The sequence below is a fragment of the Nonomuraea phyllanthi genome (assembly GCF_006334985.2).
GTDB lineage: Bacteria > Actinomycetota > Actinomycetes > Streptosporangiales > Streptosporangiaceae > Nonomuraea > Nonomuraea phyllanthi.
Genome location: NZ_VDLX02000015.1, coordinates 25,728 through 39,473, shown reverse-complemented (window position 1 = coordinate 39,473; position 13,746 = coordinate 25,728). Strand labels below are relative to the sequence as shown.

Below are 13,746 nucleotides of genomic sequence, written 5' to 3'. Positions count from 1 at the left end.
GAAATCCTCAGCCGAGAGGCCCGACCTGAGCCGCCCGATCGACCACCGATCTCTCGTACTTTCGGCTATCGCCGCCCTCCCACCCTTCCTCCGCAACGGCCGACCACGTTTCACCAGCCGGCCCGCCCCTGTAAGTCGTGCCGGCATGGGCGGCATGCTCTCGATCACCGTGTGCACCGAGGACGGCGGCCGGCATGTCCGGGTCGCCGCGGAAGAACTCCTGACCAGACCATCACCGTCACACCCCTGGATTGGCGCAAACGGCTCACCGGCTGAGAGAAACGCGGCAGCGTTCGCGACCATTGAATTACGCGAGGTCTATCGGAAGCTGTGCGGCCCGCCGGAACCGCGGTCCGGCGTCCGCCGTACCTATGACCTCACGATGGGCGACGTCAACGGTCGAACCAGCGTGCCGCCGAGGGCGTGAGCAGCAGGACGATGATCGCGAGCGGCAGGACCTGTCTGATCAGCGTCCCCCAATCGAGCGCGCCACCGACGGCGGCCGTGATGACGCCCATGCCCACCGCGACCACCTCGATGGCGATGGCGGACCAGCGCACCCACTTCCTGCGTGACCGCCACCGAAATATCAGCCACCCCAGAAGCGCCACGAGCAAGAGGCCAGGGATGAACTCCACGAGAAGCGCCGGATCGCCGGAGACAGCCACTGCGCCCGCCAGGAAAGTGGCTGCGAATAAAAGCCCCATGCCTACCTGCAAGGTCACGACGACCCTGGCGGCCAGTGCTGCGGTCGGCATCCGCTCAGCCGGAACGACCTTCGTCACACGATCACTCTGCCCCATGCAGGCGTTTGTCATCAACCGATGGGAACGGTCACGATCGACCCGATCCGAAATTACCTCGCCAATCTTCGGTCTTCATCAGATCTGCCGGAAATCCCTTGGACCACTCAGAAAGCCACTCAAGCCGGAGGCATGAGACGTCGGGTCAGCGTTCGGGGCCGCCGATGCCCTCGAGCAGAAGCATGACATGCCTGCGCCAGCCACCCGCGCCGGTCATGTTCGCCATGGCGCCCCGGGTGATGAGGACGAAGTCATCGGCGCGGAAGTCGTCACGGAGGCGGCCGGCATCGACGGCGCGCCGCACGATGCGTTCGGTGATGGCCGAGAAATCCGTCTTCTCGGCGACGATGTCGTTCCAGCTCGGCTCTTCCGGCCCGAGGAGCGCGAAGCGGAAGGCGGCGTCGGCCTGCGCCGACTCCAGGTAGCCGTAGAGCAGCGTCTCGAACGCCTCCCATGGATCCTCGGCCTCGGCGGCGGCGCGGGCGAGGGCGGTCATCGCCTCGAACCGGCGGCCGATGATCGCCGCGAGTAGCGCCTGCTTGTCGGCGAAGTGCCGGTAAAGGGTGCCGACGCCCAGGCCGGCGCGCTCGGCGATCTCGTCCATCTGCACGGCGTCGCCTCGCTGGGCGAACAGCTCGGCGGCGGCGGCGAGGACGGCCTCGCGGTTGCGCCGGGCGTCGGCGCGCAGCGAGCGTTCGGGAGCGGTCATGGTCACTCCACTGTAGTTGACGACGCATGAAAGCCGTCTCTATATTCGGAACCGGAGTTCATGTTCAGGTTAGAGGAGATTCGATGATCGTCGTCACCACACCAACCGGGCAGATCGGCAGCCGGCTGGTCCGCCAGTTGCTCGACCAGGACAAGGAGGTCCGCGTCGTCGTCCGTGACGCCTCGCGTCTGGAGGACGCCGTCCGCGAGCGGGTCGAGACCGTCGAGGGCTCCCACGACGATCCGGCCGTGCTCGACAAGGCACTGCCCGGAGCCGAGGCACTGTTCTGGCTCGTCCCGCCGAACCCGCAGGCGCCGAGCGCCGAGGAGCACTATCTGAGCTTCGCCCGGGCGGGCGCCGCCGCCATTGCCCGCCACGATGTCGGCCACGTCGTCGGAGTGTCCAGCGCCGGGCACGGCTGGCCGACCCCGGCGGGCGTCCTCTCGGCGGCCTTCGCGATGGACTCCGAACTCGGCAGGTCAGGTGCGGCGTACCGTGCGCTGTCCATGCCCTTCTACATAGAGAACTTCCTCGGGCAACTCGGCGCGATCTGCGGCCAGGGCGCGTTCTACCTGACCTGTGCGGGCGACCTGCCGCTGGCGTCGATCGCGACGCGGGACATCGCCGGCACCGCCGCCGACCTGCTCACCGACCTGTCCTGGACCGGCCAGGAGAACCTCCCCGTGTTCGGCCCCGACCGACTGACCCCTGACGGCATGGCCGAGGTGATCAGCCAGGAACTCGGGCGTCCGGTCACCTACCGTCGCATGAGCATGGACGACTACGCGTCGCTGCTCCGCTCGCGAGGCGCCAGCGACCAGGCGGTCAAGGACACGACCGAGGCATTCGCCGCACAGGACCTCGGCATCTACGACGCGGACTGGGCGATCGCCAAGCCCACATCGACAGACTTCCGCACCTGGTGCAGGGAGGTGCTCAAGCCCGCCGCGGATGCCTGGGCATCCTGACGCTGGTGACAGCGCTCCACTTCAAGCCGTACGAGTGCTGCTCGGCCGGACTTCGACGGGCACTCGGCCCACATGTCGACGGTCTCTTGGAGATCAAGCGCGGCCTCCCCATGGGAACAGACAAGTACTATCGTGACCGATATGGAAAACCGCCCCTCGCCCAGGGACGCTCAGCTGTCACATCTCCGCGCCTCCGACAGCAACAGGGAGCAGATCGCCGCCGTACTCGGTGAAGCCATGAGCACCGGCCAACTGAGCCACGATGAGTACTCCGAACGCCTGGACAAGCTCTACCAGGCCAAAACCGTCGGAGAACTCCAAGTCCTCACCCAAGACCTCCAGACCGACCAGCGCCAGCCGGTGACCGCGAACCTGGTCTCCAACTCGCCGGCCACGGAGTCCGCGCCCGAGAACGTCATCGCCATCTTCGGCGGCAGCGAGCGCAAGGGGCGCTGGCGCGTCCGACGCCGGACCACGGCGCTCGCCCTTTTCGGTGGCGTGAAGCTCGACATGACCAACGCCGAGTTCGAGGCGAGGGAAGTCGAAATCAGAATAAACGCGATCTTCGGCGGGGGCGAGATCATCGTGCCCGAGGGAATGGAGGTACGCAGCGAGGGCATCGGGATCTTCGGCGGCTTCGACGTGCACGGCAGCCCGGACGTCGATCCGTCGGCGCCGGTGCTCGTGGTGAAGGGCCTGGCGCTGTTCGGCGGGGTGACCGGCAAGCCACGCCGGCCCAAGCGCTGAGTGACCCGGGAACGCTCCGCGACATCAGGAGCGGCTCAGCGTTCCCAGACCCGCCACCCGGCAGACGTCTCCAGGTAGGAGGAGCGGTGTCGGTGGTAGCGCTTCAGGCGACGGAGGTGCCTCGATCGGCTGAGCGGCGCCACCTGAACCAATGCCGATGGTTCCGGACGAAGGTCACGACGAAGAGCGCCTGAATGGCACCCTCGATGAGGAGCAGCAACCCGGAGTCCAGCGCCGGCAGTACCGAGCCGCCGTTGAAACCGTCGACGATGGCACCCACCGCGCGGAACAGCGCGGAGATCGCGATCGGGGCGGCGAACAGCGCGAACGCGGTGAGCGAGACCGTGGCGCCGACGACCAGGAAGACGGAGTAGACACGGGTGGCCCGCCGCTCGTGAGGGGCGAGCTCGCGGGTCGGGTCCTCGACCGGGCAAGGGCGTCGGCGCAGGCGCGCGACAGTCCTCGCGCGCAGATAGCGGGCGAAGGCGAGTCCGTCGTCGAACAGGTTGCGCGTACGCAGGAGGTCGCGAAGGACGTAGTAGAGGTCCGTGCGCATGTAGACCTGGAGCTGGAAGGGGATGGTCATGAGCACGGCCACGACCAGCGCCTGGAAAAGGGCCTTCGTCAATGGGGGCAGGGCCACGTGTGCGACCAGCAGGGTCAGCGACGCCATGAGGAAGAGGTCCCATGCCACCCCCGCCAGGTAGACGCGGTACCGGGATCGCCTGGGCACGCCCCACACTCCGGTGACGTCGGTCTGCACGACGAGGTTGTGCAGCCGGGTGCCGAAACCGATGCGGCCCGGCACGCCGAGCGATCGGGCCGCCATGAGATGCATCATCTCGTGCGTGCTGAGCGTCAACGACACCATCAGGGTGTTGACCAGCACTGTGAGCCCGACGTACTCGCCCCAGAAGAAGTCCGCGTAGTGCGGCAGCAGATCGGGCCTGACCGCCAGCGTGACCAGCGCCGCTCCCACGACCAGCAGCCAGCCCAGCTTCATCGGCCGGCTGAAGATCCAGCTCACGTGCCGGTCGGTCAGCCACGGGAAGTGGCTGCGCGAGGCGTCCGCGCCGGGGTCCGGCAGCCGGTCCTGGTCCACCGAGTCGACGAAGCCCAGCTCTGTCAGCGCCTCGACGAGCTCGGTGACGTCGATCTCCACGTCCTGCTCGGCCGCCAGCCGCTCCTCCACGGCGCTGACCGGCAGCCCCTCGCGCAGGAGCCGGATCGCCTCGCCGTACACGGCGGGCAGCTCGATGAACTCACCGATCTCCGCCCTGCCCACCACCACGACATCCGGATCGTCGTCGTCCGGGCGAGCGATCAGCCGGTGGAAGCCGACGAGGCTGTCGGCGGTGATCAGCACGGCCACTACGACGGCCCGGTTCCGCAGGCCGGGCAGTCGTCGTAGTGCGGGATGTCGATGTAGTAGGAGTGGTCCCACATGCCGTAGTTCCAGTGGAAGACGCGGCCGCGGGCCTGTGTGGGCAGGCCTCCGAGGTGGTACATCACCTCGAGGGCGCACAGGTGCCCGCTGATGTTGGCGCTGGCCGCGATCACGGCGTTGGGCCGTTCCTCGGTGAGGGAGCGGCCGTGGGCCTTGAACTCCCGCTGGTCCTCCTGGCGCCGCAGGCACATCCAGCATCCGGTCCGGTGCGGGACAAGGGATCCGACGACGGCCATCGGCCCGGTGTAGAAGCTGACGAACCACGGCGTGCCTGTGCGCAGCGCCGCGTCGTTGGTCCAGAACATGATGTCCGGGTGAGGTTCGTCCGCGCACAGGATGAACACGTCACACTCGTCCATCAGCCGCGCGATGTCGTCGGATCCACCGGCCTTGACGGTACTTCCCGTAACGTTGACCAGGCTGTTCATCTGGCGCAGGCGCGCGACAGCGGTGTCGATCTTGGGCCGGCCGATGTCCGCCTCGGTGTAGAGGAGCTGGCGCGTGAGGTTGGCTTCCTCGATGGTGTCGAAGTCGGCCAGGTGGAGGGCGCCGATGCCGCTGGAGACAAGCCCCGCCGCCACCGCCGAGCCCGTGCCGCCGACGCCGAGCAGACAGACCGTGGCATCCTTGATCTTGGACTGGATCTCGTACGGCGAACTGCGCGGAACCGGGTCGATCCAGGCGAAGTAGTTCCTGGCCGGCTCGTAGCGCCTGGCTTCGCGTTCGGTGAGATTGGCCGGCAGCGGCGCGCCGGCCTCCTCGACGAACCCGTTGGCGATCAGCCCTTGGATGACCTCACGGACGTCCTGCTCATCGACGTCGGGATGGGTTTCGGCGAACGCGGCGCAAACCTCGTCGACCGTACGGGTGCCATCCATGAGGACGATCAGCCGGGCTATCGAGCCGTCCTCGTCATCCTGGATCTCGGAGGATATGCCCTGCTGCATGAGGCCGATCATGATGCGATCACCAGGCAGTGCCATGGGCTGGTGAACGCGCTTGATGCGGGGGACGCGCACGAGAACCTTCCAGGTCACAGGACATAGGAAGCCGGTCAGGAGTGCCCTGACCGGCCGGTTGAACTCTTAGAGATCAGCCACCCTCACGCAGCCCGGTGGTCTCGACCTTCTCAAGCCGCTTGATCTCGAGCTTGATCTTCTTGGTCGCCTTCTTGTCGTCGGTTACCTGATCACGCTTCTCCATGCTGCCTCCCATAAGGGTCGGAGGTCGGCCGTTGGTAAGTGATCTTACCTGCGCGATGATCCGGACGTAAGATCATATTTGACATGAATCGAACGCGTTCTGTCACTCGAACGGGCCCTCAAGCGGTCTTGACAGCGATCAGGATCCGGCCGAACCTCTCCGTACCGATCGGCGGATCGCGCGTACCACCCCGGCCCCCCAGACGACGAGCACGACCAGGCTCGCCGTGCCGAGCAGAGTGATCAGCAACCAGTCCGCGGAGCCGTTCCGCGGATAGACGTTGCGCCGGTTACCCGTCTCCGTCGCCGCGACGCGGTCTCCCACACCGGTCGGCTCCGCCCCCGGTGCCAGACCGACTCCGCGCCTGACAACCGAGCCGTCATCGGAGACGAAGTCCCCACGCCAGACGCAGTCGCGCCCGCCGCACTCGTGTTCGGTGGCGGTGAAGGTGCCAGGGATCCCGGTGCCGAACTGTGCGGTGTATGCGGGGACCACTTCGAGGCCGGCGGCGAGCAGGACGAGCCCGGCAAGCACCGGCGCGACCACCCACCAGAAAAAGCGCATCGGCCTTTGCTTCCTTCGCTCGGACACCCGACCCAAGCTCGAAGATCTCATGACACGCTGCTCGCCCGCGATCCGGGGAACGGCACGTCAGAAGTACAGCGTCCAGCCGGGGGCCGAAATCGGCGTTCCGTCCCCCGACGATCAGTGGAGCGGGCTCGACCTCGACTCCGAGGTTCGGCCATCTGCGCTGACGAGACGGCTTTCCTCCTGAGAAACTGATCCACTCATCTACCGACACGATGCCCACGGGGCAGGAGACGCCGGTGCCGCCGATGCTGCGTCCAATGCTTTAGGACGGCTACACGATTCCGTATAGCGGACGTCATTTGTGTTTAAAGGTGGTAATGGCCGAAGATGGGGTTCATGCCTGACCTTCGGCGAGGTGTGTGGTTCGGGGTCGCCGCCTACACCATGTGGGGACTTTTCCCTCTCTACTGGCCACTGCTCAAGCCCTCCGGGGCGGTGGAGATCCTGGCGCACCGGATGGCCTGGTCGCTGGTCGCGGTGCTCGCCGTGCTGGCCGTACGGCGGCACTGGTCGTGGGTCCGGACCCTGGCCAGGCAGCCGGCGAAGCTGGCGCTGCTGACGATCGCCGCCGTGGTGGTGACGGTCAACTGGGGGATGTACATCTACGCCGTCAACAGCGGGCACGTCGTCGAGAGCGCTCTGGGGTACTTCATCAACCCGCTCGTCAGCGTGGTGTTCGGGGTGGTGCTGCTGCGGGAGCGGCTGCGGCCGTTGCAGTGGACGGCGGTCGGGTTCGGGGCGCTGGCGGTGCTGGTGCTGACGCTCGACTACGGGCGGCTGCCGTGGATCGCGCTCACCCTGGCCATGAGCTTCGGGGTGTACGGGCTGGTCAAGAAGCGGGCGAACGTGCCGGCCACCGAGAGCCTCGCGGTGGAGACTCTCGTGCTGGTGGTGCCGGCGCTGGGCTACCTGTTCTTCCTGCACGGCAGCGGGCAGGGCACCTTCGGGCAGGAGGGCCTCGGGCATGCCGTGCTGCTGGTCGGCGCGGGGCTCGTCACGGCCGTGCCGCTGATCTGCTTCGGGGCGGCGGCGATCCGCGTGCCGCTGAGCACCATGGGGCTGCTGCAGTACATCGCGCCGCTCCTGCAGTTCGCCTGCGGCGTGCTCATCGTCAAGGAGACGATGCCGTCCAGCCGGTGGATCGGGTTCTCGATCGTCTGGCTGGCCCTGGCGATCTTCACGTACGACAGCTTCAGGACGGCCCGCGCGCAGGCGCGGATCAGGAAATCAGCCGGAACGCTCAACCACGTAGTCACATAGCGCCAAAAATGCGGACCTGGCGGGGATGTCGGGGAGGCTGGAAATGTCGGTACGAGCCCGGTCCACCCAGGACGTGAGCTCCGCCCGCGCCTGCCCCATCCCAGGGTGGGCGCGGAGCAAGGTCAGCGTCTCGTCGATGTCCGACTCCGCCACCGGGCCCGAGAGCAGGTCGCTGAGGCGCGACGACTCCCCCGAGGCCAGCGCGTACAGCACCGGAAGCGTCTTGACGCCCTCGCGCAGGTCGGTGCCCGGCGTCTTGCCGGACTGCGCGCCCGAGGAGGCCACGTCCAGCAGGTCGTCACCCAGCTGCCAGGCCACGCCGATCGCCTCGCACGCCCGGCTCAGCCGCTCCTCGACCTCTGCGGGGGCCCCGGACAGCAGCGCGCCGAAACGGCCGGAGGCGGCGATCAGGGAGCCGGTCTTGTCGGCCAGGACGCCCAGGTAGTGGGCGATCGCGTCCTCGCCCTCGCGCGGCCCGACCGTCTCGCGGATCTGCCCCTGAACGAGGCGGGAGAACGTCTGCGCCTGGATGCGGATCAGCTCGGGGCCGAGGTCCGCCAGGATGTCGGACGCCTGGGCGAACAGGTAGTCGCCGGTGAGGATGGCCACGGTGTTGTCCCACCGGGCGTTGGCGGACGGCGAGCCCCGGCGGACCGGGGCCTCGTCCATGACGTCGTCGTGATAGAGCGAGCCCAGGTGGGTCAGCTCGATCACGACCGCGCCGGGCACCACGCCCGGCGCGGACGGGTCGCCGAACTGGGCGGCCAGCAGCACCATCAAGCTGCGGAAGCGCTTGCCTCCGGCCTCGATGAGGTGCTTGGACGCCTCCGTGACGAAGGCGTCCTCGCTCTCCACCGACGAGCGCAGCAGCTTCTCCACCGCGGCCATTCCGTTGGCCACGTCCTGCGCCAACCGCTCGTCCTCGATGGGAAGGTCAACCACGGGAGGCGCGGACATACGGAAACCCCTATCTGATGAACAGGCTGCGAGCAGCGTCGTTGGCAATGCCGAGCACGGACTCCGGGTAGAGTCCCACCCCTACGGTAACCAGCAGGGAGACGGCGATGACCGCCACGGTCCCCATACTGGGCACCGCGATCGCCGGGCCGTCGGCCGCGGGCTCGCTGAAGAACATCAGCACGATGACCCGGACGTAGAAGAACGCGGCGATGGCCGAGGCCACCACGCCCAGCACGACCAGGCCGGCCATCCAGCCGCCCATGGAGTCGCCGGCCTGCGTCCCGCTGTCCAGGGCGGCGGCGAAGATGGCGTACTTGCCGAAGAAGCCGCTCGTCAGCGGGATGCCGGCGAAGGCCAGCAGGAAGAAGGCGAACGTCCCTGCCAGCACCGGGGAGCGCTTGCCGAGCCCGGCCCAGCGCGAAAGGTGCCAGGCCTCGCCGCCGGGGTCGCGCACGAGCGTGACGACCGCGAAGACGCCCACGGTGGTGATGCCGTAGACCGCGAGGTAGAACAGGATCGCCTTCAGGGAGACGGCGTTCTGGGCGGCGGTGCCGAACGTGGCCATCACGCCGACGAGCAGGAAGCCCGCGTGCGCGATGGACGAGTACGCGAGCATGCGCTTGATGTCGGTCTGCGTGATCGCCAGGATCGAGCCGACGATCATCGTCAGGGCGGCGACGCCCCAGATGACCGGCCGCCAGTTCCAGTCGAGGTTGCCCAGACCCACCCAGAGCACGCGCAGCACGGCCCCCACGGCCGCGACGAGCGTGCCGGAGGCCATGAGAGCGGTGATCGGGGTCGGGGCGCCCTGGTAGACGTCCGGCTTCCACGCCTGGAACGGCGCGGCGCCGACCTTGAACATCAGGCCCACGCCGAGCAGCGCCAGCCCCAGCATCAGGATCGGGTCGAGCGCGGTGCTCTTGGCCAGGGCGGCGTTGATGCCGGGCAGCGAGACGGTGCCGGCGAAGCCGTACACCATCGCGGTGCCGTACAGGAAGAACGCCGAGGAGAACGCGCCGAGCAGGAAGTACTTCATCGACGCCTCCTGCGAGAGCAGGCGGCGCCGACGGGCCAGGCCGCACAGCAGGTAGAGCGGCAGCGACATGACCTCGAGGCCGACGAACATCGTCAGCAGGTCGTGGGCGGCGGGGAAGAGCAGCATGCCGCCCACCGCGAACAGCACCAGCGGGTACACCTCGGTGTGCCCGCCGGCGCCCGCGGCCTCGGCCTCCTCCTCGTCGGCGCTGCCGGGCACGGCCGCGGCCGAGGCGACGAAGTGGCCCTCGTCGTTGATCAGCAGCACGCACACGAACGACAGGATGAGGATGACGCCCCAGATGAACAGGGCGGGCCCGTCCACCGCGACCGCGCCCATGGCGACCGCCGAGGTCGGCACGTCACCGCGCAGCACCTGCACGAGCACGAGCGCGAACGCGCCGATCAGGCTCAGCAGGGTGAGCGGGACGTGGATGGCCTTACGCAGGTATCGGGGCGCGAACGCCTCGACGAGCACGCCGATGATGGCCGCGCCGAAGACCACCAGCAGCGGCGCCAGCGTGCCGTACTCGATCGTCGGCGCTGGGATGGAGTTCACTGACCTGTCCCCTTCTCAGCGATGGTGGAGGTCGGTACGTGCACGTTGGTCAGCGTGGCCTGGACCGACGGGTTGATCACGTCGAGCAGCGGCTTGGGGAAGAAGCCGAACCCGATGATCAGGGCGACCAGCGGGGCCAGCACCCACACCTCGCGGGCGTTCAGGTCCTTGAACGCCTTGACCGGCTCGGCCGTCGGCCCGTTCAGGGTCCGCTGGACCATCCACAGGATGTAGACGGCGGCGAGGATGACGGCCAGCGCGGAGATCCCCGCGGCCACCGTCAGGGCGCCCGAGCCGTGGGCCTCGCTGGAGTACGTGCCGATCATGACCATGAACTCGCTCACGAACGACGACAGTCCGGGCAGCGAGAGTCCGGCCAGGCCGGCGATCAGGAAGAAGCCGGCGAGCAGCGGTGCGACCTTCTGCACGCCGCCGTAGTCCTTGATGTACGGCGAGCCGCGCCGGGCGATGAGGAAGCCCGCGGCCAGGAACAGCGCGCCGGTGGCGAAGCCGTGGTTGACCATGTAGAGGGCCGCACCGGACTGGGCGACGTCCGACATGGCGAACACGCCGAGCACGATGAAGCCGAAGTGCGAGATCGACGTGTACGCGATGAGCCGCTTCATGTCGGTCTGCCCGATGGCCACGATGGCGCCGTAGATGATGCTGATGACCGCCAGCACGACGATCGGCATCGTGAACGCCTTGGCGGCGTCGGGGAACAGCTCCAGGCAGAAGCGGAGCATCCCGAACGTGCCGACCTTGTCGAGCACGCCCACCAGCAGCACGGCGGCGCCGGCCGGGGCCTGCGCGGCCGCGTCGGGCAGCCAGGTGTGCACCGGCCAGAGCGGCGCCTTGATCGCGAAGGCGATGAAGAAGCCGCCGAACAGCCACTTCTGCATGGCCGGGTCCTGGATGGCCCCGACGAGCTCGGGGAACATGAACGTCTTGCTGCCCGCGAGGACGTAGAGCCCGATGACCGCGACCAGCATGAGCAGGCCGCCGAACAGGGAGTACAGCAGGAACTTGACGGCCGCGTAGGACCGCTGGGCGCCGCCGTACGACCCGATCATGAAGTACATCGGGATCAGCATCGCCTCGAAGAAGACGTAGAAGAGGAAGACGTCGGTCGCCGCGAAGACGCCGATCATCATCGTCTCCAGCACCAGCAGCAGCGAGAAGTACGTCTTCACCGACCGCTTGGGCGCGACGATCGTGCCGTCGGCCGTCTTGACGCCGTCGGCGTCGTTCCAGGAGGCCAGCACCACGATCGGCACCAGCACCACCGACAGGGCGATCAGCACGAGCGCCACGCCGTCGACGCCGACCCCGAACTTCACGCCGAAGCTCGGGATCCAGTCGTACTCGGCCGCGAACTGGAAACGGGGGCCCGTCGGCTTGTACCCGGCGGCCATGACGCCCGTGAGGACCAGCGTCAGCAGCGAGAACAGCAGGGTGAGCTGCTTGGCCAGCTTGTCACTGCCCTTGGGAAGCAGGGCCACCACGATGGCGCCCACCACGGGCACCGCCATGAGTATCGGAAGCCAGGGTGACATCAGATGTTCCCAACGAGGAGCAGGGCGCCGGTCAGCAGGGCGGCACCGATGAAGATGGACAGCGCGTACGTTCTGGCGAAGCCCGTCTGGACCCGCCGCAGGCGCCCCGACGTGCCCCCGATGCCCGCGGCCAGGCCGTTGACCAGCCCGTCGATGCCCCGGTTGTCGAAGAACACCGCGATGCGCGTCAGCCACTGGCCGGGGCGCATGAAGAGCGACTCGTTGAGCGCGTCACCGTACAGGTCACGCCGGGCGAACGTGGTGACGAACGACCCGCGCGGCTGCACGGCGGGAACCTCGGCCCGTCCGTACTTCACCCAGGCGATGGCCGCGCCGATGGCGACGAGCACCAGCGTGACCAGACCCGGCGTGCTGGCGAAGTCGAAGACCGGCGGGGTGGCCTCGCCGCCCACGGCGGGCCGCAGGAAGGTGTAGAGCGTGCCGCCCAGAACGAGGTACGCGCCCAGGCCCAGGGCCCCGAGCGAGAGGATCATCAGCGGCACGGTCATCACGGACGGCGACTCGTGCGGGTGGGCGTCATCGGCCCAGCGCTTCTGGCCGAAGAAGGTCATGAAGACCATCCGCGACATGTAGAAGCCGGTGATGCCCGCGCCGAGCACGGCCAGCCAGCCGAGCACCGGCTGGTGGTGCACCGCGGTCTCGATGATGCCGTCCTTGGTGAAGTAGCCGGACAGCAGCGGGAAGCCGATGATCGCGAGGTAGCCGATGAAGAACGTGGCGAAGGTGACCGGCATGTACTTGCGCAGACCGCCGTACTTGCGCATGTCCACTTCGTCGTTCATGCCGTGCATGATCGATCCGGCGCCGAGGAACAGGTCGGCCTTGAAGAAGCCGTGCGTGATCAGGTGGCCGATCGCGAACGCGTACCCCGCCGGGCCGAGGCCCGCGCCGAGCATCATGTAGCCGATCTGCGACATCGTCGAACCGGCCAGGCCCTTCTTGATGTCGTCCTTGGCGCAACCGATGATGGCACCGGCCAGCAGCGTGACCGCGCCGACGATGGCCGCGGCGAGCGCCGCGCCCGAGCCCTCGGGGAAGAAGAACGCGCCGGAGCGGACCACCAGGTAGACGCCGGCGGTGACCATGGTCGCGGCGTGGATCAGGGCCGAGACCGGGGTCGGGCCCTCCATGGCGTCCAGCAGCCAGGACTGCAGCGGCAGCTGCGCCGACTTGCCGCACGCCCCGAGGAGCAGCAGCAGGCCGATGGCCAGTGTGACGCCGTTCTCGGCGCCGCTCACCTTGGCCCCGAGGTCCTTGAACGCGAGCGTGCCGAACGAGGTCCAGATGACGAACATGCCGACCAGCAGGCCGAAGTCGCCGACGCGGTTGACCACGAACGCCTTCTTGGCGGCGACCGCCGCCGACGGCTTGAACTGCCAGAAGCCGATCAGCAGGTACGAGGCCAGGCCGACGCCCTCCCAGCCGATGAACAGGCCGACGTAGTTGTCGGCCAGCACCAGCAGGAGCATCGCGGCCACGAACAGGTTCAGGTAGGCGAAGAACCGGCGGCGGTGCTCGTCATGCGACATGTAGCCGATCGAGTAGATGTGGATCAGCGAGCCGACGCCGGTGATGAGCAGCGCGAAACTGATCGACAGGGGGTCGACCAGCAGCCCCATGTCGACCATGCCGGGGATGAACTCATAGAGATGGACGGCCTGCCGGCGCTGATCCTCCCCGAACCCGATGAGTTCCATGAACGCCAGCACTGCCACGACGAACGAGGCGAGGGACATGGCCACGCCCAGCAGATGGCCCCAGCGGTTGGTGAACCGGCCGAACACCAGGAGGATGAACGCTCCCACCAAGGGGAAGGCGATCATCAGCCAGGAGAGCCCGATCACTCCGTCGCCGGCGTACTGGGCGATCTGAGCGATTTCAGATTCC

12 protein-coding genes are annotated in these 13,746 nt (G+C 67.9%); 3 read left to right on the top strand and 9 right to left on the bottom strand.

Features of this window, described 5'->3' with window-relative positions; genetic code table 11:
* Positions 1-392: 392 nt before the first annotated feature.
* Positions 393-785, bottom strand: a complete 393-nt coding sequence (locus tag FH608_RS33895; protein WP_139634464.1) for a hypothetical protein — start codon at positions 783-785, stop codon at positions 393-395.
* 163 nt (positions 786-948) lie between these two features.
* Entirely contained in the window at positions 949-1,512 is a 564-nt protein-coding gene (locus FH608_RS33890; RefSeq protein WP_139634463.1) for a TetR/AcrR family transcriptional regulator, read from the bottom strand.
* Positions 1,513-1,595: 83 nt separating this feature from the next.
* Here FH608_RS33890 and FH608_RS33885 point away from each other — a divergent pair, with 83 nt between their 5' ends.
* Both FH608_RS33885 and FH608_RS33880 read left to right on the top strand, forming a co-directional pair.
* Complete coding sequence (locus FH608_RS33885; protein ID WP_139634462.1) at positions 1,596-2,480, top strand: NAD(P)H-binding protein; 885 nt, start codon at positions 1,596-1,598, stop codon at positions 2,478-2,480.
* A 72-nt stretch (positions 2,481-2,552) separates the two neighbouring features.
* A complete protein-coding gene (locus FH608_RS33880; RefSeq protein ID WP_317135596.1) occupies positions 2,553-3,227 on the top strand; it encodes a DUF1707 SHOCT-like domain-containing protein in 675 nt (224 codons plus the stop codon).
* Between the two features lie 103 nt (positions 3,228-3,330).
* Here FH608_RS33880 and FH608_RS33875 read toward each other — a convergent pair whose 3' ends face one another.
* The 3 genes from FH608_RS33875 to FH608_RS33865 all read right to left on the bottom strand — a co-directional run bounded on the left by FH608_RS33875 (position 3,331) and on the right by FH608_RS33865 (position 6,441).
* Complete coding sequence (locus tag FH608_RS33875) at positions 3,331-4,593, bottom strand: hypothetical protein (protein WP_139634461.1); 1,263 nt, start codon at positions 4,591-4,593, stop codon at positions 3,331-3,333.
* Positions 4,594-4,598: 5 nt separating this feature from the next.
* Positions 4,599-5,621, bottom strand: coding sequence for a PqqD family peptide modification chaperone (locus FH608_RS33870; RefSeq protein ID WP_139634460.1), 1,023 nt, complete (start codon positions 5,619-5,621; stop codon positions 4,599-4,601).
* A gap of 394 nt (positions 5,622-6,015) precedes the next feature.
* Positions 6,016-6,441 (bottom strand): hypothetical protein, encoded by a 426-nt coding sequence (locus FH608_RS33865; protein WP_139634459.1) that lies wholly within the window; start codon positions 6,439-6,441, stop codon positions 6,016-6,018.
* 363 nt (positions 6,442-6,804) lie between these two features.
* Here FH608_RS33865 and rarD point away from each other — a divergent pair, with 363 nt between their 5' ends.
* Complete coding sequence (gene rarD, locus FH608_RS33860; protein WP_139634458.1) at positions 6,805-7,728, top strand: EamA family transporter RarD; 924 nt, start codon at positions 6,805-6,807, stop codon at positions 7,726-7,728.
* Here rarD and FH608_RS33855 read toward each other — a convergent pair.
* Genes FH608_RS33855 through nuoL form a run of 4 tightly spaced genes read right to left on the bottom strand, consistent with a single transcriptional unit; the run spans position 7,696 to position 13,682 of the window.
* Positions 7,696-8,685: a polyprenyl synthetase family protein gene (locus FH608_RS33855; RefSeq protein ID WP_139634457.1), complete on the bottom strand. Its 990-nt coding sequence runs from the start codon at positions 8,683-8,685 to the stop codon at positions 7,696-7,698. The two genes, rarD and FH608_RS33855, sit on opposite strands and share 33 nt — an antisense overlap.
* 10 nt (positions 8,686-8,695) lie before the next feature.
* Complete coding sequence (gene nuoN / locus FH608_RS33850) at positions 8,696-10,282, bottom strand: NADH-quinone oxidoreductase subunit NuoN (protein WP_139634456.1); 1,587 nt, start codon at positions 10,280-10,282, stop codon at positions 8,696-8,698.
* Positions 10,279-11,838, bottom strand: coding sequence for an NADH-quinone oxidoreductase subunit M (locus FH608_RS33845; RefSeq protein ID WP_139634455.1), 1,560 nt, complete (start codon positions 11,836-11,838; stop codon positions 10,279-10,281). Before FH608_RS33845 ends, nuoN begins: the two co-directional genes overlap by 4 nt.
* Positions 11,838-13,682, bottom strand: coding sequence for an NADH-quinone oxidoreductase subunit L (gene nuoL, locus FH608_RS33840; protein ID WP_193318802.1), 1,845 nt, complete (start codon positions 13,680-13,682; stop codon positions 11,838-11,840). Before nuoL ends, FH608_RS33845 begins: the two co-directional genes overlap by 1 nt.
* Between the last annotated feature and the right edge of the window lie 64 nt (positions 13,683-13,746).

Bases quoted from the DNA above. Each gene is read 5' to 3' on its own strand.
- FH608_RS33890 (WP_139634463.1), bottom strand. From the start codon at position 1,512: ATGACCGCTCCCGAACGCTCGCTGCGCGCCGACGCCCGGCGCAACCGC.
- FH608_RS33885 (WP_139634462.1), top strand. From the start codon at position 1,596: ATGATCGTCGTCACCACACCAACCGGGCAGATCGGCAGCCGGCTGGTC.
- FH608_RS33880 (WP_317135596.1), top strand. From the start codon at position 2,553: ATGTCGACGGTCTCTTGGAGATCAAGCGCGGCCTCCCCATGGGAACAG.
- FH608_RS33870 (WP_139634460.1), bottom strand. From the start codon at position 5,621: ATGCAGCAGGGCATATCCTCCGAGATCCAGGATGACGAGGACGGCTCG.
- FH608_RS33865 (WP_139634459.1), bottom strand. From the start codon at position 6,441: ATGCGCTTTTTCTGGTGGGTGGTCGCGCCGGTGCTTGCCGGGCTCGTC.
- rarD (WP_139634458.1), top strand. From the start codon at position 6,805: ATGCCTGACCTTCGGCGAGGTGTGTGGTTCGGGGTCGCCGCCTACACC.
- FH608_RS33855 (WP_139634457.1), bottom strand. From the start codon at position 8,685: ATGTCCGCGCCTCCCGTGGTTGACCTTCCCATCGAGGACGAGCGGTTG.
- FH608_RS33845 (WP_139634455.1), bottom strand. From the start codon at position 11,838: ATGTCACCCTGGCTTCCGATACTCATGGCGGTGCCCGTGGTGGGCGCC.
- nuoL (WP_193318802.1), bottom strand. From the start codon at position 13,682: ATGATCGCCTTCCCCTTGGTGGGAGCGTTCATCCTCCTGGTGTTCGGC.